Here is a 21,985-nt window from a genome sequence, read left to right on the forward strand (position 1 = left end):
TACCATTGAAACCCATCCCCCCCCGCCCCATCTAAGCACCATAGCCATTCACGCAGGTGCCCCATGAGCGACCAGCAGGATTTCCCGGAACACCCCGACGAACACAGCGAAGTCGAGCACACCACCACTCAGGCCGAAACCGGTCACGCCCTCGCCCTGCCCGGCCAGCAGTTGCCGGACAAGGTCTACGTCATCCCGATCCACAACCGCCCGTTCTTCCCGGCCCAGGTACTACCGGTCATCGTCAATGAAGAACCCTGGGCCGAAACCCTCGACCTGGTGGCCAAGTCACCGGACCACTGCCTGGCACTGTTCTTCATGGACACCCCGCCAGAAGACCATCGCCATTTCGATACCTCGGCGCTGCCGCAGTACGGCACGCTGGTCAAGGTGCACCACGCCAGCCGCGAAAACGGCAAGCTGCAATTCGTCGCCCAAGGCCTGACCCGGGTACGCATCCGCAGCTGGCTCAAGCACCACCGCCCGCCCTACCTGGTCGAAGTGGAGTACCCTCGCCAGCCCGCCGAACCCACCGACGAGGTCAAGGCCTACGGCATGGCGCTGATCAACGCGATCAAAGAGCTGCTGCCGCTCAACCCGCTGTACAGCGAAGAGCTGAAGAACTACCTCAACCGCTTCAGCCCCAACGACCCCTCGCCGCTCACCGACTTTGCCGCCGCACTTACCTCGGCCACCGGCAACCAGTTGCAGGAAGTACTCGACTGCGTGCCCATGCTCAAACGCATGGAAAAGGTCCTGCCGATGCTGCGCAAAGAGGTGGAAGTCGCGCGGCTTCAGAACGAGATCTCGGCCGAGGTCAACCGGCAGATCGGTGAACACCAGCGCGAGTTCTTTCTCAAGGAACAGCTTAAAGTCATCCAGCAGGAGCTGGGCCTGACCAAGGACGACCGCAGCGCCGACCTGGAACAGTTCGAACAACGCCTCGAAGGCAAGACCCTGCCACCCCAGGCACGCAAGCGCATCGATGAAGAGATGGGCAAACTGGGCATTCTCGAAACCGGTTCGCCCGAATACGCCGTAACCCGCAACTACCTCGAATGGGCCACTGCCCTGCCGTGGGGCGTTTATGGCAAGGACAAGCTCGACCTGAAGCATGCGCGCAAAGTACTCGACCAGTACCACGCCGGCCTCGACGACATCAAGGAACGCATCCTCGAATTCCTCGCCGTGGGCGCCTGGAAAGGCGAGATCAGCGGCTCGATCGTGCTGCTGGTAGGCCCGCCCGGGGTGGGCAAGACCAGCATCGGCAAGTCCATTGCCGAGTCGCTGGGCCGGCCGTTCTACCGCTTCAGCGTTGGCGGCATGCGTGACGAAGCCGAGATCAAGGGCCACCGGCGTACCTACATCGGCGCCCAGCCCGGCAAGCTGGTGCAGGCACTGAAAGACGTCGAAGTGATGAACCCGGTGATCATGCTCGACGAGATCGACAAGATGGGCCAGAGCTACCAGGGCGACCCGGCTTCCGCGTTGCTGGAAACCCTCGACCCGGAACAGAACGTCGACTTCCTCGACCACTACCTCGACTTGCGCCTGGACCTGTCCAAAGTGCTGTTCGTGTGCACCGCCAACACCCTCGACTCGATCCCCGGGCCGTTGCTCGACCGCATGGAAGTGATCCGCCTGTCCGGTTACATCACCGAAGAAAAGCTGGCCATCGCCAAGCGCCACCTGTGGCCCAAGCAGCTGGAAAAGGCTGGCGTGGCCAAGACCAGCCTCAGCATCAGCGACAGTGCCTTGCGCATGGTGATCGAAGGCTATGCCCGCGAAGCCGGCGTGCGCCAGCTTGAGAAGCAATTGGGCAAGCTGGTGCGCAAGGCCGTAATCAGGCTGCTGGAAGACCCTGAAGCCAAACTGAAGATCGGCACCAAGGACCTGGAGGCCGCGCTCGGTACGCCGGTGTTCCGCAGCGAGCAGGTACTGGCTGGCAAAGGCGTGATCACTGGCCTGGCCTGGACCAGCATGGGCGGCGCCACGCTACCCATCGAGGCGACCCGCATCCACACCCTCAACCGTGGCTTCAAGCTGACCGGCAAGCTGGGGGATGTGATGAAGGAGTCGGCCGAGATTGCCTACAGCTACGTCAGCTCCAACCTCAAGCAGTTTGGTGGTGACCCTGGGTTCTTCAATGAAGCGTTCATTCACTTGCACGTACCTGAAGGTGCCACGCCAAAAGACGGCCCGAGCGCCGGCATCACCATGGCGAGTGCCCTGCTGTCGCTGGCCCGCGACCAGGCTCCGAAAAAGGGCGTGGCCATGACCGGCGAGTTGACCCTCACCGGCCAGGTGCTGCCGATTGGCGGTGTGCGCGAGAAGGTGATTGCGGCGCGGCGGCAGAAGATTTTCGAATTGATCCTGCCTGAGCCAAACCGTGGGGACTTCGACGAACTGCCCGACTACCTGCGCGAAGGCCTGACGGTGCATTTCGCCAAGCGCTTTGCCGACGTGGCTAAAGTCCTGTTCTAGCCTGCACCGGCCTCTTCGCGGGCTTGCCCGCTCCCACAGGGAAATCACAGCTTTCGCGAACTGTGCTGTACCTGTGGGAGCGGGCAAGCCCGCGAAAGGGCCGGCACTGACAACACAAAACTCCTCGATCATCGGTTATCCTCAGGCCATCGCCAGCCCCCGGAGCCAACATGACCGCCCCCCGTCTGCTCGTTCCCCTGAGCTTCGCCCTGCTTTCTGCCTGCGCGCAACAACCCACGCAGCCCGTCGAACTGGACGCCGAAAGTGAATGCCCAACGCGGCTGCAGGTTGGCCAGGCACTGACCCTGAGCTTGCCCAGCAACCCGTCCACCGGTTATCGCTGGCGAATAGAGAACCCCGCCTCGAACGTATTGCGCAGTCTCGGTCCGGAGGTTTACAGCGCCCCCGAAGAGGAAGACATGGTCGGCAGTGCCGGTGTTTCAACCTGGCGTTTCCAAGCCAGCAGCACCGGGGACGCCCAACTGGTGTTGGTGTACCAGCAGCCTTGGGCAGCAGACGTCGCCCCGGTGCAAAGCTTCGACTGCAAGATTATCGTCCGCTAAGGGCGATCAACTGCGGTCGTACATCAGCTGTACCGCCTTCAGGTATTCGCACAGATCTTTCAACGCGACCGTAGCAGCTTCCAGGTCCATCGTTGTGCTGAGCCTGGACGCCTGAGATTGCCACTCCAGTTCAACCTTGCGAAGCTCGTGCAGCCACTCGCTCCTGAGTGGCACAACCCCCGATAGCGCTTTGACCGCTTCCAGTTCATCCTGCGCAGCTTCCAATGAGCGCTGCACCTGCCGTTGGTCGGCCACTGCCGCCTCGATTTTTGCATCAAGCCTGGAACGGGCCTTGCTCAGGTCGGTGAAAGTCTTGGCCCCGTCCAACGCGTCAGCATGCCTGGAGAGTTTCTGCGTTACAGCCTTGAGCAAACCGGCATCGAATTTCGGATCAGTGATCAATCCTGTTATCTGGTCGATTTCATCATCGCTAGGGATTAGCCCCTTCAGTGCGCTTGCAATTGAAGGTTTTTCAAATACTTCGATCGCATGAAGAATATCTGCCCGTTGTTGCCGCAGTTGTTCCAATCGTAAATCGAACGCAGCGGCCTGTTCTTGAAGACTGGCAGTGCGGTTTACCAACTCTGCCAATGAATCGACCAAGGCCGATAACGAAAACAGCTCCAACCGTAGAAGTTTCCCTGCCAAGCGCACATGATGCTGGCTCAAGCGCTCCAATACGCTGGCAAGCCTCGGGTGAGTATCAGTTGCCTGTACGCCCGGTATGAAATCCCGGTCTTCCAGCAATGTGATACTGCCGATCAGGCTCTCCTTGAACGCACGCTCGACAACCAGCAGCAGTGCGCGCAGTTCTCCCAGTTGCTCTTGTGCCCCCGGGAGTACTTTCATCTCCCAGTTCTCCATCAGCTGGAACATTTCATCTTGCACTTTTTGCACCCGCACAAAATCAGGCATGCTGGCGTTAATATCCGCAACACCCATATCAGATACCCTCATACTCTTCAATCAGTTCGTTGAACAACTCAGACAATGTATGGCAGATATTGCTTATCTTGCTCCACGGTTTGATGACTTCAGAGAAGTCGTGAACAAATGACTCAAGTTGAGTGATAGTGCTGAGTTCCTGGGCTTCATTGACCGACGTACTGGCATACGAGGCAAGGAACAGCCAGACGTCTGCCAATCGCTTGGTGGCCGCCGACAGGTCCTTGCACCTGAATTGCAAATCCCTGACCAATGTCGAGACACGCTCGAAGTCACTGATGGCGGGTGCAATTTTTCCCAATGCACTTGCCAACTCCTGGCGCCTCTCGATCAGCGCATTCTTGCTTGCCCTGATCTTCTCTGCCTTGCTGCCAAACACTCCACCGGTTATCACCAGCCCTACCGGCCCCAACACAATGCCCGTGAACGCATACCCCACGTGGGCATCGTAATCGGATTTCAACTGATCAATCTCTTCATCCCACTGATCAAGTTGCTGGCGTTTTTTCAGCGTATCCTCATGAGAAACCTTTTCGTCGAAGTGCTTTAACAGCCGAGCCATGCGCGGTTTCAGCTCACGCTTGATTTCACTGTTGAACCAGTTGGCGCGAGCATCGACCTCATCGATCCGTCGCCGTGTGCCTTCAATTTCCCTGACCAAATCGTTGATGCCTACTGTCAGCACGCTGGCAATCTGAGCTTGCTCGTCTTCGCTCAATTCCCGCGTATAGACATCGTCGCCCTGCATGACCTTGCGTTTTTTGATCGCCATGAAAACATCGCTGCTTTCAAGATTCTCCAGCAGGCTACCGCCACGCTGCACCAGGCTTTCGGCGAACAGTTCAATTTCAGGCCCTAACTGCTTTATGCTGCGCTCCAGTATGTCCCATTCACAGGCATGCCGATGCAACGCGACATACAGATCGTTAACCATCGTGGTATCAATACCCAAGGCCGCATAATCGACTTCCCTTTCGATGTCTGCCTGAGTGCGGGGTAACTGATTGATCGCATTGACGTACCTTTTGATGACTTTCAGATTATCAGCTGTCAGCAAACTGCCAACCTGTTGACCACCATCCAATCGGCTTTCAATAAATGAAAAGTAGCGCTCTGGCAACACTTTCACTCTGAGCACGGGGTCCAGTTCATCTATGGGTAGCTCTTCCCGCTCATTCATGACATTCATTTCCCAATCCATATAGCCAATTGAATAACGCTACGGGAGTGTCCATCCGCACCCCATTAAAATCATTCGCCCAGATAACTTAACCCTGTGGGAAACTTCACTATCCCCGGCATGAACCTTCCGACCCTGAAGCGTTGCCATGGCAAGATGCGTGGCCATTGGATAAAATGCGCCCCCGTTTCACCCTGTCTCGAGCCTGCCGTGAGCAAACAACCCGACCGCCTTTTCTCCCAACCTCTGGAGCAGGTACCCGATTTCGTCTTCAACGAAGACGTGGTGCGCGTGTTCCCGGACATGATCAAGCGCTCGGTGCCCGGCTACCCCACCATCGTCGAGAACCTCGGCGTACTGGCCGCGCGCTTCGCCCAGCCACACACCGCGCTGTACGACCTGGGTGCATCCCTGGGGGCCGTCACCCAGTCGCTGCGCCGCCACGTGCGCAGTGACGGATGCCGGGTCATTGCCGTGGACAACTCCGCCGCCATGGTCGAGCGCTGTCGCCAGTACCTCACCGCCCAGGACTCGATGTTCCAGGAGTTGCTGCCGGTGCAAGTACTGGAAGCCGATATCCTGGCCCTGCCCTTCGAGCCCGCCTCGGTAGTGGCAATGAACTTCACCCTGCAGTTCATTGCCCCCGACCAGCGCCTGGAACTGCTCGGCCGTATCCGTCAGGCGCTGTTGCCCGGCGGCGCGATGATCCTCTCGGAAAAGCTGCGCTTCGCCGATGAGCAAGAGCATGACCTGCTCAATGAACTGCACCTGGACTTCAAACGTGCCAACGGCTACAGCGAACTGGAAATCGCCCAGAAGCGCAGCGCCATCGAAAACGTGATGAGGCCCGACACCCTTGAAGCCCACCAGGAGCGCCTGCGTGCCGCCGGCTTCTCGAAGGTGGTGCCGTGGTTCCAATGCCTTAACTTTGCCTCGTTGATAGCCCTGCCATGATCGATCTGTCCCCCCTCGTCCGCCGCCTGGCGGGCACGCCCCTGGCTTCCTGGTCGCAAGGCCTGCAAGCACAACTGGAAGCCAAGCTGGAGAAAGGCCACGGTGACCTCGACCGCTGGCGCGGCGCGCTTGAAGCGCTGCCCGCCCTGCAACCCAGCGAAGTCGACCTGGTCAACGGGCTGCGCCTGGACTGCGACTGCGATGACGCAACCCGCGCGCAGATGCGCCAGGCGCTCATGGGCCTGTCGCCCTGGCGCAAAGGGCCGTTCGATCTGTTCGGCGTGCATGTGGACACCGAATGGCATTCGGACTGGAAATGGTCACGGGTAAGCCCGCACCTGGACCTCAAGGGCAAGCGCGTGCTCGACGTCGGCTGTGGCAACGGCTACTACCAGTGGCGCATGCTCGGCGCCGGCGCCGACATGGTGGTTGGTGTCGACCCCAACTGGCTGTTCTTCTGCCAGTTCCAGGCTGTGCAGCAGTACCTGCCGGAGCTGCCGGCCTGGCACCTGCCCTTCGCCCTGGAAGACCTGCCTGCCAACCTCGAAGGCTTCGACACGGTGTTTTCCATGGGCGTGTTCTATCACCGTCGCTCCCCCATCGAGCACCTGCTGGCGCTGAAAGACTGCCTGGTCAAAGGTGGCGAACTGGTACTGGAAACGCTGGTGATCGAAGGCGACGAAAACCAGGTACTGGTGCCAGAAGACCGCTACGCGCAGATGCGCAACGTCTGGTACCTGCCATCGGTACCGGCCCTGGAACGCTGGTTGCGCCGTGCCGGTTTCAGCGATGTGCGTTGCGTCGATGTTAGCGTGACCAGCATCGAGGAACAGCGCAGCACCGAGTGGATGCGCTACCAGTCGCTGGGTGACTTCCTCGACCCGAACGACCACGGCAAGACCATCGAAGGGCTGCCTGCCCCACGCCGCGCCACGCTGCTGGCGCGCAAATAAAAAAGGCGCCCGGTTGGGCGCCTGAATACACCTGCGACGAGGAGCAGTCGCAGCGCAGGTGCTGTTGCTTCAATCCTTGGCCACCTCTCGGGCCTTTTCCTGCGCTTTGCGCTCGCGTTCGGCAACGGCTTGTTGCTTGTCACCATGCAGGCGCTGCTGGTCTTCGCGGAACGCTTGCCAGAACTGCCTGGAGCGCTCCGCACCGCCCTCGGCGTAAACACTGGCACTGCCCAGGGCAAGGGTGGCCAACAGCAGGTATTTGGTCAGGTTCATCGTATTTGCCTCGTGATAACCGATCAGACACGGCCATCCTAGCGAGGGGCAGCTAACAGCAAGGTGAGGCGGGGATTACAGTCCTGCAATGTGGGCTTGTTTCGTCTGTTCCGGCCTCTTCGCGGGCACGCCCGCTCCCACAGGTACTGCACAGTTCCAAGACCTGTGGTGATCCTGTGGGAGCGGGCGTGCCCGCGAAAGGGCCGGAACAGGCAGCCAGATAACCGCAGGATTACAAATCCGTCATCTGCGCCGCGCCCTCATTCTCATGCCGTAACATCCTGCCCCTTGACCCTGATGTCACTACAGGGTCGAGAATCGCCCCCCTCTCATTACCCCGAGCCCCCTCATGCGCCTACTGATCATCGAGGACGAACTGCGTACCGCCGACTACCTGCAACAGGGCCTGCGCGAAAACGGCTATGTAGTCGACTGTGCCCATACCGGCACCGACGGCCTGCACCTGGCCCGCCAGCACGCTTACGACCTTGTCATCCTCGACGTCAACCTGCCGGAACTTGATGGCTGGACCGTGCTGCAGCGCCTGCGCGCCGAGTCAGCCACGCGCATCATGATGCTGACTGCCCACGGCCGCCTGGCCGACCGGGTCAAAGGCCTGGACCTGGGTGCCGACGACTACCTGTTGAAACCCTTCGAGTTCCCGGAGCTGCTGGCCCGTATCCGCAGCCTGCTGCGCCGCAACGACCAGCAAATGCTGCCCAGTACCCTGCGCGTCGCCGACCTGGAGCTTGACCCCGGTCGCCACCGTGCCTACCGCGCCGGGCAGCGTATCGACCTGACGGCCAAGGAATTCGCCCTGCTGCACCTGCTGATGCGCCAGACCGGCGAAGTGCTTTCGCGCACACAGATCATCTCGTTGGTATGGGACATGAATTTCGACTGCGACACCAACGTGGTGGAGGTCTCGATACGGCGCCTGCGGGCGAAAATCGACGACCCGTTCGACGACAAGCTGATCCATACCCTGCGTGGCGTAGGCTATGTACTTGAGGCGCGCTTTTGAAAAACGCCAGCCTGTCGCTACGCCTGGGCCTGAGCGTGACGCTGATGGGGGCCGCACTGGTGCTGTTGCTGGCCTGCCTGGCCGTGTTCGCCCTGGATCACGAGCTGGACAGCCGCGCACGCAAGGACCTGGCGCGCAAGATGCTGCAAGTCGAGCACAACCTGCGCGTCGACCTGCGCAGCGAGGACCTGGGCAGCCGCGCCCATCCACTGCTCGACCTGGTGATGGGGCATGACAACCTCAGCCTGAGCGTGCTGGCCCTGGAAGGCCGCCACCCGCACCTGCTCAGCCTCGGCCCGGCCCTGGAATCGCAGGTGGGTGACTTGCCCACCGATGCCCGCCTCGCTTTTCATGAATGGCGCGGCAGCAGTGGCAACCAGATGCTCAGCGTGACGCGGCTGATGCACCTGCGTGACAACACGCCAGTCAAGGTGATGATGTCGCTCAACCGGGCCGACGACAACGCCCTGTTGCAGGCCTACCTGCATTCAACCTTGCTCGCATTGCCACTGCTGCTGGTATTGATTGGCGCAGGCGCCTGGTGGCTCATGCAACGCGGCCTGAAGCCGCTGCGGCGCTTTCGGCGCATTGCAGGGCAAGTGTCGGCCCAGCACCTTCAACATCGCCTGCCCACTATCGGCCTGCCACAAGAACTGGCAGAACTGGCCACCAGCATCAACGTGATGCTCGACCGCCTTGATCAGGGTGTGAGCCAGTTGTCGCAGTTCTCCGACGACCTGGCCCATGAACTGCGTACGCCATTGAGCAATCTGATGGGCAAGGCCCAAGTGACCCTGGCCCGTGAAAGGGACAACGCCAACTACCGGGAAGTGCTGGAAGACAGCATCGAGGAACTGACCCGGCTCAACCGCATCATCAACGACATGCTGTTTCTCGCCCAGGTCAGCCAGCCCCAGACACAGATCGCTCGCAAACCCATGGCATTGGCTGACGAGACTGCAAGGGTTGTCGAGCTTTTTGCCTACAGCGCCGAGGTGAAAGACGTTGAATTGCGTGTTCAGGGCTGGGGCACGGCACTGGGTGATCGGCTGATGTTTCAGCGTGCGTTGTCAAACCTGTTGAGCAACGCAATACGACACTGCCCTGACGGTACGCCCGTGGAATTGCGTATCGAACGTTCGGGCGGCGAAGTGTGGCTATCCGTGCAGAACCAGGGGCCTGGCATTGCTGCGGAACACCAGCCGCGCCTGTTCGAGCGGTTTTACCGGGTGGGCTCGGGGCGCTCGCGGCTGGAAGGCGGGACCGGTTTGGGGTTGGCGATCGTGAAGTCGATCATGCAGTTGCATGGTGGGCGGGTTGAGGTGAACAGCAGCCCTTTGGGGCCTACTCGCTTCAGCCTGGTGTTTCCTGCCGAATAATCGGCTGCCTGTACGGGCCTCTTCGCGGGCTTGCCCGCTCCCACAAGATCTCCATAAGCCCTGAGACTTGTGCTGTACCTGTGGGAGCGGGCGTGCCCGCGAAGAGGCCGGTACAGGCGACCTTTAAATCAGCGCGAAGCCGCCACGATCAGCGCCTTCATCTCGGCCACTGCGGCCTTGAAGCCAACGAACAGGGCGTGCGCCACCAGCGCGTGGCCAATGTTCAACTCGTTGATGCCCTTGATCGCCGCCACTGCCTCGACGTTGTGGTAATGCAGACCATGGCCGGCATTCACGATAAGCCCCTGCCCCACGCCAAAGGCCACGCCATCGACAATACGCTGGAGCTCTTCAGCCACTTCAGTCGGGGTTTCGGCATCGGCGTAACGCCCGGTGTGCAGTTCGATAGCTGGCGCGCCCACCCGGCGCGAGGCCTCGATCTGCCGCTCGTCAGCATCGATGAACAACGACACCTCGGCACCGGTACGCGACAACCGCTCCACGGCCGCCTTGATCCGCGCTTCCTGCCCTGCCACGTCCAGGCCACCTTCGGTGGTCAGCTCCTGGCGGGTTTCGGGAACCAGGCAGATGTGTGCCGGGCGGATCCTCTCGGCAAAGGCCATCATCTCTTCGGTGACGCCCATTTCGAAGTTCATGCGCGTCTGCAGCACATCCTTGAGCAGCACCACGTCACGCTCCTGGATATGCCGGCGGTCTTCACGCAGGTGCACGGTGATGCCATCGGCGCCGGCCTCTTCAGCGTCCAGGGCTGCCTTGACCGGGTCAGGGTAACGCGTGCCCCGGGCCTGGCGCAGGGTCGCCACGTGGTCGATGTTTACGCCAAGAAGCATGCGGTTGCTGTGAGTCACGAAAGGCTCTCCTGAAGGTTGAGCCCCACAGCATACGTCGTGATCAGCGCTTGCGAAACAGTTCCCGGCTGACCAGCGGTTTTGCGCCCAGGTGAACGGCCAAGGCCTGGCGCATCAGGCGCTTGGCGGCGAGCAAGGCGCCGGGTGCGTCCCAGTCAGCTTCCGCCAGCGCCAGGAGTTCGGTGCCGCGAAAAAGCCCGGGTTGTACCAGTTCGACCCGCTCCAGGCCGGCATCCACACGCAAACGGTAAAGGCCGTCGAGTGCGATCGGTTGATCGTTCACGTCGTGGTTCAGGGAAAACGCATAACCGAGTTCATCCAGCAGCCGCCATTCGAACGAACGCAGCAGCGGCTCCAGCGGGCGCCCGGCTGCCAGCGCCTGCAAGGTCAGGGTGTAGTGCTCGAACAGGGCCGGGAACGGCGCCTCGGCGGGCAGCAGGCGCATCAGCAGTTCGTTGAGGTACAGACCGCTGAACAACGCATCGCCGTTCAACCAGGCAGCGATACCGGCGCTGTCCATCCGCCCGACATTTTTCAACTCGCCGCGGCCGCGCAGCTCTACCTCAAGCGGCACAAACGGCCGCACCAGGCTGCCGCCCTTGCCGCGCGCACGGCGCAGTACGGCACGCATGCGGCCCTGCGGCGTGAAGAAGTCCACCAGCGCGCTGGTTTCCTTGTAGGCACGGCTATGCAGGACGTAGGCCGGTTGGCCGACTGGCTGTTCCATAAAGTTCACTCGTTACCTGCGCCCCGGCAATACTGCTAATTGGGGCTGCTGTGCAGCCCATCGCAGGCAAGCCAGCTCCCACAGGTACTGCACATGACTTGAAGTCGATGCTGTCGGTGTGGGAGCTGGCTTGCCTGCGATGGGCCGCATAGCGGCCCCAAGAGCATTACTTAGAGGTCGCCGTAGCCCAGCGAACGCAGGGCGCGCTCGTCGTCGGACCAGCCGCCTTTCACCTTGACCCACAGGTTGAGCATGACCTTGGAGTCAAACAGCACCTCCATGTCCTTGCGCGCCTCGGAGCCGATGCGCTTCACGCGCTCGCCCTTGTCGCCAATGATGATTTTCTTCTGGCCGTCGCGTTCTACCAGGATCAGCGCGTGAATATGCAGCACGTGGCCCTGCTGCTTGAACTCTTCAATTTCCACGGTGATCTGGTACGGCAGCTCCGCACCCAACTGGCGCATGATCTTCTCGCGCACCAGTTCGGCAGCCAGGAAGCGGCTGCTGCGGTCGGTGATCTGGTCTTCCGGGAAGAAATGGTCGTTTTCCGGCAGATGCTTGGCGATCTGGGCTTCCAGCGCCTCCAGGTTATGCCCCTGCTGCGCGGAGATCGGCATCACCTCAGCGTTCGGCAGTTGCTCCTGCAGCCACTGCAGGTGCGGGATCAACTCGGCCTTCTCTTCCATGCGGTCGGTCTTGTTGACCGCGATGATCACCGGGCCGGTCACATACTGCACACGCTCCAGCACCAGTTGGTCCTCGTCGGTCCACTTGGTGCGGTCAACCACGAAGATCACCACATCGACGTCCTTCAGGGCAGCCGACGCATTGCGGTTCATGTAGCGGTTCAGGGCCTTGTCATTGGCCTTGTGGATACCGGGGGTATCCACGTAGATCGCCTGCACGTCACCCTCGGTCTTGATGCCGAGCATGTTGTGGCGGGTGGTCTGCGGCTTGCGCGAGGTAATCGCCAGTTTCTGGCCGAGGATATGGTTGAGCAGGGTCGACTTGCCCACGTTGGGGCGGCCGACAATGGCCACGTAGCCGCAGCGAGTCGGGTTGTTATCAGTCATTGCCATTCTCCACGCCCAGGGCGATCAGTGCAGACGCGGCGGCGACTTGCTCGGCAATACGCCGGCTAACGCCCTGACCACGGCTCTTGTTGTTCAGCAGCACCACTTCGCATTCTACGAAGAAGGTACGGCAGTGCGGTTCACCCTGGATATCCACTACTTCGTAACGCGGCAGCTCACAGCTGCGCGATTGCAGAAACTCTTGCAGGCGGGTTTTCGGGTCCTTGTTGGTATCGACCAGGGTCAGGCCTTCGAACTCATCAGCCAGCCAGGCCAGCACGCGCTCCCGGGCCGTGTCCATGTCGGCGTCCAGGTAGATGGCACCAATCAGTGCCTCCAGGGCGTCGGCCAGGATCGACTCGCGACGGAAGCCGCCACTCTTGAGCTCTCCCGAGCCCAGGCGCAGGTAATCGCCCAAGTCGAAACCACGCGCCAGACGGGCCAGGGTCTCACCCTTGACCAGGCGCGCGCGCAGGCGCGACAGCTGGCCTTCACGGGCCTGCGGGAAGCGCTCGAACAGCGCTTCGCCGGCGACGAAGTTGAGAATGGCGTCACCGAGAAACTCCAGGCGCTCATTGTTGCGCCCGGCGTAGCTGCGATGGGTCAGCGCCAGGAGCATCTGGTCCTGGTTCTTGAAGGTGTAACCGAGCTTTCGCTCCAGAGGTGCAAGGGAAGCACTCATGCGGCCACCCGTTCGTTGTTCAACGCGTTGTTCAAATCAACATCCTGAAAGACTGTTTGGCTGTGGCCCGCCGCGCGATCTGCGGCGAATCTCCCGATCCCTGAGAACACAGCCTATGTCAGAAATGCATTCGGCGCTGTCTGCTGGACAGCGCCGATGGGTATCAATGGATCAGGCCGACCCGCGACAGGTTGGGCAAGTGGCTGAGTTTGGGCTCTGGCCAGCTCATCCAGACTGCGAAGGCCTTGCCGACGATGTTCCGGTCCGGAACCATGCCGTGCAGTTCCTTGGGAATGTTCGGGTCATCCCAGTAACGGCTGTCGTTGGAGTTGTCGCGGTTGTCGCCCATCATGAAGTAATGGCCTGCCGGCACTGTCCACTGCTGGTCCGGCGGCATGCGATAACGGCTCATCTCCTTGCGGATCAGGTGTTCGGCCTCGCCGAGCTTTTCCTTGTACAGCTCGGCGCTGCCCAGGGTGCCCGGTTCGGTACCCACCAGTTGTTCGGCAATCGGCTGGCCATTCACGAACAGCCGCTTGTCGTTGGTGTAACGGATCTGATCGCCCGGCAGGCCGACTACACGCTTGATGTAGTTGACGTTCGGGTCGCTCGGGTAACGGAACACCATCACATCACCGCGTTGCGGGTCACCGACCTCGATGACCTTTTTGTCGATCACCGGCAGGCGAATACCGTACGAGAACTTGTTCACCAGGATGAAATCGCCCACTTCCAGGGTCGGCTTCATCGACCCCGAAGGGATCTGGAACGGCTCGACCAGGAACGAGCGCAGTACCAGTACGATGAACAGCACCGGAAAGAACGACTTGCCGTACTCGACCAGCAACGGCTCCTTGTTCAGGCGTTCGACCACGGCCATCTCGGGCTGGCTGACGCTGCCCTGGTAGTTGGCGATTGCCGCACGCCGGCGCGGGGCCAGGAACAGCAGGTCGATCAAGCCCAGCAGGCCGCAGACGAAGACGGCGATGACTAGCAACAGCGGGAAATTTAGCGACATAGGACCTAGCTATCCAACCTGAGCACGGCGAGGAAGGCTTCTTGTGGGATTTCCACGTTGCCGACCTGTTTCATGCGTTTCTTACCGGCCTTCTGCTTCTCCAGCAGTTTCTTCTTACGGCTGACGTCACCACCGTAGCACTTGGCCAGTACGTTCTTTCTGAGCGCCTTGACGGTTGTACGCGCGATGATCTGGCCGCCAATGGCTGCCTGGATCGCCACGTCGAACATCTGCCGAGGGATCAGTTCCTTCATCTTTTCGGTCAACGCACGGCCTTTGTAGGCCGCGTTGTCGCGGTGCACGATCAATGCCAGGGCATCGACCTTGTCGCCGTTGATCAGTACATCCAGCTTGACCAGGTTGGCCGACTGGTAGCGATCGAAATGATAGTCCAGTGACGCGTAGCCGCGGCTGGTGGACTTGAGGCGGTCGAAGAAGTCCAGCACCACTTCGTTCATCGGCATGTCGTAACGCACCTGCACCTGGCTGCCGAGGAACTGCATGTCGCGCTGCACGCCACGCTTCTCGATGCACAGGGTGATGACGTTGCCCAGATGCTCCTGCGGCACCAGGATGGTCGCGGTGACAATCGGCTCGCGGAAGTCGGCAACAGCAGAAACGTCCGGCAGCTTGGACGGGTTGTCGACGACGATGGTTTCGCCGGTTTTCAGTTCCAGCTCATAGATCACGCTAGGCGCGGTGGTGATCAGGTCCAGGTCGTATTCGCGCTCCAGGCGCTCCTGGATGATCTCCATGTGCAGCATGCCGAGGAAGCCGCAACGGAAGCCGAAGCCCAGGGCGTCGGAGCTTTCCGGCATGTACTGCAGCGACGAGTCGTTCAGGGTCAGCTTCTGCAGTGCATCGCGGAAGTCCTCGAAGTCGTCGGAGCTGACCGGGAACAGGCCGGCGTACACCTGCGGCTGGATCTTCTTGAAGCCTGGCAGCACTTCGACCTCTGGGGTCGAGGACAGGGTCAGGGTGTCACCTACCGGGGCACCGTGAATGTCCTTGATGCTGGCGATGATGAAGCCTACTTCGCCGGCTTTCAGATCAGCGGTCTGGGTGTGTTTCGGGGTGAACACGCCCACGCTGTCGACCAGGTGCACCTTGCCGGTGGACTTGACCAGGATCTTGTCGCCTTTCTTGACGCGGCCCTGGCGCACGCGCACCAACGAGACCACGCCCAGGTAGTTATCGAACCAGGAGTCGATGATCAGCGCCTGCAGCGGGGCATCGATCTCGCCCTCCGGAGCTGGAATGGTCTGCACCAGGCGCTCGAGCACCTCGTCCACGCCCATGCCGCTCTTGGCACTGCAAGCCACGGCGTCGGTAGCATCGATACCGATGATTTTCTCGATCTCGTCCTTGACGCGGTCCGGGTCGGCCTGGGGCAGGTCCATCTTGTTCAGGACCGGCATGACCTCCAGGCCCTGCTCGATGGCGGTGTAGCAGTTGGCCACGGACTGGGCCTCGACGCCTTGGCCGGCGTCCACTACCAGCAACGCACCTTCACAGGCCGCCAGCGAGCGCGAGACTTCGTAGGTGAAGTCGACGTGGCCAGGGGTGTCGATGAAGTTCAGCTGATAGGTCTTGCCGTCCTGCGCCTTGTAATGAAGCGTGACGCTGTGGGCCTTGATGGTGATACCGCGCTCACGCTCCAGGTCCATGGAATCGAGCACCTGGGCTTCCATTTCGCGCGCCGACAGGCCACCGCACATCTGGATGAAACGGTCGGCCAGCGTCGACTTGCCATGGTCGATGTGGGCGATGATGGAGAAATTGCGGATATGACTCAAATCACTCACGGGTCAACACTCGAAAAGGCTGCGAGCCGGACGCCCGCCGAAAAATAGCCGGGAATTGTACCTTAAGCTGCTGGGATATGGGAGATTCCTCTGTCCGACTGTACACAGCAAACACCCCTGCAATTGTGAATAATCATGAAAAAGGGCAGCCGAAGCTGCCCTTTTCTCCTTGCCAGACCGCTTATTCAGCGAGCTTGAAGGTGATGAAGCTGGCGCGGCCCTGACGCAGCACGCGCATCGACACCGAACGGTTCTTCGGCAGTTCCTTGGCGATTTCGGTGAATTCCTTGGCCGAACCGATGGCCTGATTGTTCAAATGGCTGATGACATCACCCGGACGCAGGCCGATCAGCGCTGCCGGGCCATCCTGCACTTCCTTGATGACCACACCGCCTTTGAGCTCCAGGGATTTTTTCTGCTCGGCGGTCAGGTCGGCGACCGATACACCCAGGCGGTTGCTGCTGCGCTCGGCGCTGCCGTCGGCACCGGCACCGGTGCCAATGTCGGCGTCGTCATCCGGCATCGCACCCACGGCTACATCCAGGGTCTGGCGCTTACCGTTACGGATGATTTCCAGCTTGGCCTTCTCGCCATCTTTCAGGCTGCCGACCAGGTGCGGCAGGTCGGCCGACATGACAATCGGTTGACCGTTCATGCTCAGGATCACGTCACCCACCTGCAGGCCGCCCTTGGCTGCCGGGCCGTTTTCCAGTACCTGGGCCACCAGGGCGCCGGCCGGTTTGTCCAGGCCGAAGGATTCAGCCAGGTCCTTGTTGACCTCCTGGATCACCACGCCCAGCCAGCCGCGGCTGACCTTGCCGTCTTTCTTCAGCTGGTTCGACACGTCGATGGCCACGTCGATCGGGATGGCGAACGACAGGCCCATGAAGCCACCGGAGCGAGTGAAGATCTGCGAGTTGATACCCACCACTTCGCCCTTCATATTGAACAGCGGGCCGCCGGAGTTACCCGGGTTGATGGCCACGTCAGTCTGGATGAACGGCACATAGGTGTCGTTTGGCAGGGTACGGCCCTTGGCGCTGACAATACCTTTGGTCACCGAATGGTCGAAGCCGAACGGCGAACCGATGGCCAGCACCCACTCGCCCACCTTGAGCTTCTCGGAGTCACCCAGCTTTACCGTGGGCAGGTTCTTGCCTTCGACTTTCAGCAGGGCCACGTCGGTACGTGGGTCGGTGCCGATCAGCTTGGCCTGCAGCTCACTGCGGTCCGACAGGCGGACGATGATCTCGTCGGCATCGGCTACCACATGGTTGTTGGTCAACACATAGCCATCGCTGGAAATGATGAAGCCCGAGCCGAGCGACATGGCCTCACGCTGACGGTCGCCACGCGGCGAACGAGGCTGCTGCGGCATGTTGCGCTCGAAAAATTCGCGGAACATCGGCGGCAGGCCTTCCAGGTCAGGCATCTGCCCGGAAGCGACGCGGTTCGGCAGTTTCTGCTTGGTACTGATGTTGACCACGGCCGGCGAGGCCTGCTCGACCAGCGTGGTGAAGTCCGGCAGGGCTTCTTCGGCCTGGGCGGTGAGCACCTGGCCGAGCATCAGCACGGCGGCGAACATCGATAGGTAGGATTTCAAGCGTGGTGTTGACATACGACTCCCGTCACAACGAGCGGTAGTTTAGAAAGACCCCTGCACAACGCAGGAAAGGCCAGGCTCCTGAAAGCCTGACCTATAGAAAATTTGCCGGTGGATTGCAAATGACAATGCTTTAATTTCATTTCAGCCGTATGCCAGCCCGCCTTGGCACAGCCCGGTAAAGCACGCCATCACTGGCGTGCCTGGGCATCCTGAGGGCGCATCGACAACGCGACGCGTTCTGCCGTACCCAGCGGAATTTCGCCGACCACGGTGACCATGACCTTGCCCTTTGGCGTATTCAGGCGGCGCGAAACCGCGGAGGTCGGGCCCAGCTGCGTACGCATGTCGGTACCGCCATCATCCTTCACAGGTTCAAGGAACACCGAAAAGCGCGCCAGGCCATCGTCGTACATCAGGCTGCTGACCGCGCTGTCGAGCTTGGGATCACGACGCACCGAACTGTTGACCAACTCGAACCCGGGCGGCAGCCAGTCCGAACGCCAGCCGGCGACGGCACCATTGCTGGCAGCCGCAACATGCTGCACCGGCTTGCAGCCAGCACTGGGGCGCAAGTCATCCTCGCTGGGCACCTGATCGGTATCAAGGCGGGTCATCTGGAAGCGCTCCAGCAACTGCCCTTTGTCGTTGAGCATCAACGAGCGCAGTGGCAGGCCGGTATTACGGTCCAGATGAAGTTCGAAGGCATAGCGGTGCTGGTCGCGTGGCGTGAGCGTCACGATCACGGCGTCGCGCCCGGCGACCCGTGACTTGCCCGCCACGCTCAAATCGTACCAGCCCATCAATTTCAGCGGATCAAGCACACGCGGCGCGGTGTCTGGCGGTGCCGCCACACTGCTCACCAAGGCGCCACTGACACATTCCACCTTCCCGTCCACGCGCACGACCTCTTGGGCGGCGCCATCGAGCTGCAACAGCCGCTCGCTGACCTTGCCGGCCTCTACCCGGTGCCAGATGTCATGGGAAGAGAAGCTGCCGTTGCGTTCGTAGACGAAAGAGCCTTGGTAGCTCTGCTTTTGCTCGGCCTGTGCCAGCTTGTTCAACCACTCACTCGCCTGGGGCGAAGAGTTGGCCGCCAATGCTGGCACCGTCATGCAGCTGCCAATCAGCAGCGACAGGAGAGGTAGCGCGCGCATGATCCTCCTTACTTAGCGGTTTTCCAGGCTGGCGGCGCGGGCATACGGCAATGCCGTTTCAGTGCCCTTGAGCGCAGACTCCTGGGCATGCTGGCGCAGATAGCCCGGCAGACGCTGATCCCAGCCGGCCTGGTTCTGCAGCACGCCGTTGGCCATCGGCCCGGTCGGTTGCTCACTGCTCTCACTATAGCCTGCCAAAACAGCTGGGCCCTGTGCTTGTGGCACGCTCAGACCTTGCTGGGCTGGTTGCTGGGCGGCAAGCTCCGCGCCAGTGATCTCGTCCTGGTTGTACATGCGTACCCCAGCCAGCACGGCCACGGTGACCGAAGCCGCGACCGCCAGGCGGCCAATGCTGCGCCACGGGCCTTTCTTGACCTTGGCCGGCACGGCTTCATCAGCCAGCGCCGCAGAAACCGCCGAGGCGATATCCAGGTTGGGCAGCAGCAGCTCCTTGTGCATGGCTGCCCGGGCAACCTGGTAGCGCGACCAGGTGGCACGGGTTTCAGCGTCGTCGACGGCGCTCAGCACCCGACGCAGTTCCAGTTCGTCCGCTTCGTTATCCATCACCGCGGACAGCGATTCCTGCAAAGCTTCACGACTCATGGCGGTTCCTCTCTTGGCTGTCGCCGCTGTCTCAGGTTTCCTGCAACAACGGCTGCAGGGCTTTATCTATGGCCTCCCGAGCGCGAAAGATTCGAGAGCGCACGGTACCCACCGGGCATTGCATGACGCTGGCAATGTCCTCGTAACTCAGCCCGTCAAACTCGCGCAGGGTCAGGGCCGTACGCAGGTCTTCGGGCAGTTGCTGGATGGTGCGATGGACAGTGCCTTCGATTTCATCCCGCAACAACGAGCGCTCTGGGGACTCGAGATCCTTGAGACCATGATCGCCGTCGTAAAACTCCGCATCCTCGGAGCTCACATCACTGTCTGGCGGCCGTCTTCCACGGGACACCAGGTAGTTTTTCGCCGTGTTGATGGCGATGCGGTACAGCCAGGTATAAAACGCACTGTCACCGCGGAAATTGCCAAGCGCACGGTAGGCCTTGATGAAGGCTTCCTGTGCTACATCCTGGGCCTCGTGGGTATCGTGAACGAACCGCACGATCAACCCGAGAATCTTGTGCTGATACTTCAGCACCAACAGATCGAACGCTCGCCTGTCACCGCGCTGAACACGCTCGACAAGCTGCTGATCCTCTTCCTGGGTTAGCATGAACACTCCTCAGTGAACTCGAAGGAGCGTTGCAACAGCCATCGTTCAGGCTTGCAACCATAGACTCGGGCTTTACGCAAAAGTTCTCCCCTCCAAGCAAGTTTCCTGCAGCCCTTGGTCGGCTTGCACGGAAGACGCGGCACGGTCACGGCCGGCTACGTCGATAATCAGGTTCTGAATACGCAGAAGCAGTCCGGACAGGCCTGCCACCCTGCGTCGCCGCGGCAAATTGTGACGTGCGGACAGCCTTCATAGGATTTCCGGCAATGTCGGAAAGTTCCCACAAAGGTTGTCGCGACCCGGCAAGTGGCATGGAAATTGGCCACCCGGGGCTGCTATAAAGGCATCCCGGCCAAGTTTAACGATAGTTTCACAATGCCATCTGCGCGTGACTATTGTGCCGCGCCCCCTCTAAAGATTACTAGTGTCCCGACATGAGCCAACAATTCCAACATGATGTCCTGGTGATCGGCAGCGGTGCCGCCGGTCTCAGCCTGGCACTTAACCTCCCCAGCCACCTGCGCGTTGCCGTGCTCAGCAAGGGCGACCTGGCCAACGGCTCGACCTTTTGGGCCCAGGGCGGCGTTGCCGCCGTGCTGGACAACACCGATACCGTTCAGTCGCATGTCGAGGACACCCTCAACGCTGGCGGCGGCCTGTGCCATGAAGACGCAGTGCGCTTCACCGTCGAGCACAGCCGCGAAGCCATCCAGTGGCTGATCGAGCAAGGCGTGCCCTTTACCCGCGACGAGCACTACAGCGTCGACGACGGCGGCTTCGAGTTCCACCTGACCCGCGAGGGTGGCCATAGCCATCGGCGCATCATCCACGCCGCCGACGCCACTGGCGCAGCCATCTTCACCACGCTGCTGGAACAGGCCCGCCTGCGCCCGAACATCCAGTTGCTGGAGCAGCGCGTGGCGGTCGACCTGATCACCGAACGCCGCCTGGGCCTGGCGGGCGAACGTTGCCTGGGGGCCTATGTGCTCAACCGCAACACTGGCGAGGTGGACACCTTCGGTGCCCGTTTCACCGTACTGGCCACCGGCGGTGCGGCCAAGGTCTACCTGTACACCAGCAACCCCGACGGCGCCTGCGGCGATGGCATTGCCATGGCCTGGCGGGCCGGTTGCCGGGTGGCCAACCTGGAGTTCAACCAGTTCCACCCGACCTGCCTGTACCACCCACAGGCCAAGAGTTTCCTGGTCACCGAAGCCCTGCGCGGCGAAGGCGCGCTGCTGCGCCTGCCCAATGGCGAGCGCTTCATGCCACGTTTCGACCCGCGCGAAGAACTGGCGCCGCGCGACATTGTGGCCCGCGCCATCGACCACGAGATGAAACGCCTGGGCGTGGACTGCGTGTACCTGGACATCACCCACAAGCCGGCCGACTTCATCAAGGGCCACTTCCCTACCGTGTACGAGCGCTGCCTGACGTTTGGCATCGACATTACCCGCCAGCCAATCCCGGTGGTACCGGCAGCGCACTACACCTGCGGCGGGGTGATGGTCGACGACCGTGGCCACACCGACGTACCCGGCTTGTACGCCATTGGCGAAACCAGCTTCACCGGCCTGCACGGCGCCAATCGCATGGCCAGCAACTCGCTGCTGGAGTGTTTCGTCTATGGGCGTGCCGCAGCTGCCGACATCGAGGCGAACCTGGAGCAAGTGGCCATGCCCAAGGCGCTGCCCGGCTGGGATGCCAGCCAGGTGACCGATTCGGATGAAGACGTGATCATTGCGCACAACTGGGACGAGTTGCGGCGCTTCATGTGGGACTACGTGGGCATCGTGCGTACCAGCAAGCGCCTGCAACGGGCCCAGCACCGCATTCGCCTGCTGCTGGACGAAATCGACGAGTTCTACAGCAACTACAAGGTCAGCCGTGACCTGATCGAACTGCGCAACCTGGCGCAGGTGGCCGAGCTGATGATCTTGTCGGCGATGCAGCGCAAGGAAAGCCGTGGCTTGCATTACACGCTGGATTACCCGGGCATGCTGGACGAGGCCAAGGACACCATCCTCAGTCCGCTCTGAGGTCGGCGTAACGGCCTTCGCGGACTTGCCCGCTCCCACAG

General features: G+C 61.1%; 20 protein-coding genes. 7 read left to right on the forward strand and 13 right to left on the reverse strand.

What is annotated here, in order from left to right:
- Window positions 1-63 precede the first annotated feature (63 nt).
- Together lon and ACFY9W_RS16505 are read left to right on the forward strand one after the other, a co-directional pair.
- Window positions 64-2,484 carry an endopeptidase La gene (gene lon, locus ACFY9W_RS16500; protein ID WP_391132066.1) on the forward strand — a complete coding sequence of 807 codons (2,421 nt, stop codon included), beginning with the start codon at window positions 64-66 and terminating at the stop codon, window positions 2,482-2,484.
- Window positions 2,485-2,654: 170 nt separating this feature from the next.
- On the forward strand, window positions 2,655-3,047 hold the full coding sequence (locus tag ACFY9W_RS16505) for a protease inhibitor I42 family protein (RefSeq protein WP_391132068.1): 393 nt from the start codon (window positions 2,655-2,657) through the stop codon (window positions 3,045-3,047).
- 6 nt (window positions 3,048-3,053) lie between these two features.
- Here ACFY9W_RS16505 and ACFY9W_RS16510 read toward each other — a convergent pair whose 3' ends face one another.
- Window positions 3,054-3,989 carry an alpha-xenorhabdolysin family binary toxin subunit B gene (locus ACFY9W_RS16510; RefSeq protein WP_391132070.1) on the reverse strand — a complete coding sequence of 312 codons (936 nt, stop codon included), beginning with the start codon at window positions 3,987-3,989 and terminating at the stop codon, window positions 3,054-3,056.
- A gap of 1 nt (window position 3,990) precedes the next feature.
- Window positions 3,991-5,181, reverse strand: a complete 1,191-nt coding sequence (locus tag ACFY9W_RS16515) for an alpha-xenorhabdolysin family binary toxin subunit A (protein ID WP_391132073.1) — start codon at window positions 5,179-5,181, stop codon at window positions 3,991-3,993.
- A gap of 201 nt (window positions 5,182-5,382) precedes the next feature.
- Between ACFY9W_RS16515 and cmoA the strand changes: the two genes are divergently transcribed.
- Window positions 5,383-6,126, forward strand: coding sequence for a carboxy-S-adenosyl-L-methionine synthase CmoA (cmoA, locus tag ACFY9W_RS16520; RefSeq protein WP_391132075.1), 744 nt, complete (start codon window positions 5,383-5,385; stop codon window positions 6,124-6,126).
- The gene (gene cmoB / locus ACFY9W_RS16525; protein ID WP_391132077.1) at window positions 6,123-7,079 is read left to right on the forward strand and encodes a tRNA 5-methoxyuridine(34)/uridine 5-oxyacetic acid(34) synthase CmoB; all 957 of its coding nucleotides are present in this window, start codon (window positions 6,123-6,125) and stop codon (window positions 7,077-7,079) included. The genes cmoA and cmoB overlap by 4 nt, the downstream gene beginning before the upstream one ends.
- A gap of 69 nt (window positions 7,080-7,148) precedes the next feature.
- Here the strand turns inward: cmoB and ACFY9W_RS16530 are convergent, their stop codons facing one another.
- On the reverse strand, window positions 7,149-7,352 hold the full coding sequence (locus tag ACFY9W_RS16530; protein WP_009684756.1) for a hypothetical protein: 204 nt from the start codon (window positions 7,350-7,352) through the stop codon (window positions 7,149-7,151).
- A gap of 349 nt (window positions 7,353-7,701) precedes the next feature.
- Here ACFY9W_RS16530 and ACFY9W_RS16535 point away from each other — a divergent pair, with 349 nt between their 5' ends.
- Complete coding sequence (locus ACFY9W_RS16535; RefSeq protein ID WP_391132079.1) at window positions 7,702-8,376, forward strand: heavy metal response regulator transcription factor; 675 nt, start codon at window positions 7,702-7,704, stop codon at window positions 8,374-8,376.
- On the forward strand, window positions 8,373-9,755 hold the full coding sequence (locus ACFY9W_RS16540; protein ID WP_391132081.1) for a heavy metal sensor histidine kinase: 1,383 nt from the start codon (window positions 8,373-8,375) through the stop codon (window positions 9,753-9,755). Before ACFY9W_RS16535 ends, ACFY9W_RS16540 begins: the two co-directional genes overlap by 4 nt.
- 128 nt (window positions 9,756-9,883) lie before the next feature.
- Here ACFY9W_RS16540 and pdxJ read toward each other — a convergent pair whose 3' ends face one another.
- From pdxJ to rpoE, 10 genes are all read right to left on the reverse strand, one after another.
- Entirely contained in the window at window positions 9,884-10,606 is a 723-nt protein-coding gene (gene pdxJ, locus ACFY9W_RS16545; RefSeq protein WP_391132227.1) for a pyridoxine 5'-phosphate synthase, read from the reverse strand.
- A 61-nt stretch (window positions 10,607-10,667) separates the two neighbouring features.
- Window positions 10,668-11,351 (reverse strand): DNA repair protein RecO, encoded by a 684-nt coding sequence (gene recO / locus ACFY9W_RS16550; protein WP_391132083.1) that lies wholly within the window; start codon window positions 11,349-11,351, stop codon window positions 10,668-10,670.
- A 170-nt stretch (window positions 11,352-11,521) separates the two neighbouring features.
- Window positions 11,522-12,424, reverse strand: a complete 903-nt coding sequence (gene era, locus ACFY9W_RS16555) for a GTPase Era (protein ID WP_391132085.1) — start codon at window positions 12,422-12,424, stop codon at window positions 11,522-11,524.
- Window positions 12,417-13,106, reverse strand: a complete 690-nt coding sequence (gene rnc, locus ACFY9W_RS16560) for a ribonuclease III (protein ID WP_391132087.1) — start codon at window positions 13,104-13,106, stop codon at window positions 12,417-12,419. Before rnc ends, era begins: the two co-directional genes overlap by 8 nt.
- Before the next feature lie 163 nt (window positions 13,107-13,269).
- The gene (gene lepB, locus ACFY9W_RS16565) at window positions 13,270-14,124 is read right to left on the reverse strand and encodes a signal peptidase I (protein WP_049276347.1); all 855 of its coding nucleotides are present in this window, start codon (window positions 14,122-14,124) and stop codon (window positions 13,270-13,272) included.
- A gap of 5 nt (window positions 14,125-14,129) precedes the next feature.
- A complete protein-coding gene (gene lepA, locus ACFY9W_RS16570) occupies window positions 14,130-15,929 on the reverse strand; it encodes a translation elongation factor 4 (RefSeq protein ID WP_233690152.1) in 1,800 nt (599 codons plus the stop codon).
- Window positions 15,930-16,110: 181 nt separating this feature from the next.
- Window positions 16,111-17,514 carry a Do family serine endopeptidase gene (locus ACFY9W_RS16575; RefSeq protein ID WP_391132229.1) on the reverse strand — a complete coding sequence of 468 codons (1,404 nt, stop codon included), beginning with the start codon at window positions 17,512-17,514 and terminating at the stop codon, window positions 16,111-16,113.
- 209 nt (window positions 17,515-17,723) lie between these two features.
- Window positions 17,724-18,689, reverse strand: a complete 966-nt coding sequence (locus ACFY9W_RS16580; protein ID WP_391132090.1) for a MucB/RseB C-terminal domain-containing protein — start codon at window positions 18,687-18,689, stop codon at window positions 17,724-17,726.
- Window positions 18,690-18,701: 12 nt separating this feature from the next.
- Window positions 18,702-19,292 carry an RseA family anti-sigma factor gene (locus ACFY9W_RS16585; protein ID WP_391132092.1) on the reverse strand — a complete coding sequence of 197 codons (591 nt, stop codon included), beginning with the start codon at window positions 19,290-19,292 and terminating at the stop codon, window positions 18,702-18,704.
- A 31-nt stretch (window positions 19,293-19,323) separates the two neighbouring features.
- Window positions 19,324-19,905: an RNA polymerase sigma factor RpoE gene (gene rpoE / locus ACFY9W_RS16590; protein ID WP_003252049.1), complete on the reverse strand. Its 582-nt coding sequence runs from the start codon at window positions 19,903-19,905 to the stop codon at window positions 19,324-19,326.
- A 434-nt stretch (window positions 19,906-20,339) separates the two neighbouring features.
- Here rpoE and nadB point away from each other — a divergent pair, with 434 nt between their 5' ends.
- The gene (nadB, locus tag ACFY9W_RS16595; RefSeq protein ID WP_391132094.1) at window positions 20,340-21,944 is read left to right on the forward strand and encodes an L-aspartate oxidase; all 1,605 of its coding nucleotides are present in this window, start codon (window positions 20,340-20,342) and stop codon (window positions 21,942-21,944) included.
- The last annotated feature ends 41 nt before the right edge of the window (window positions 21,945-21,985 follow it).

The sequence above is a fragment of the Pseudomonas sp. NPDC008258 genome (assembly GCF_042956345.1).
Taxonomy (GTDB): domain Bacteria; phylum Pseudomonadota; class Gammaproteobacteria; order Pseudomonadales; family Pseudomonadaceae; genus Aquipseudomonas.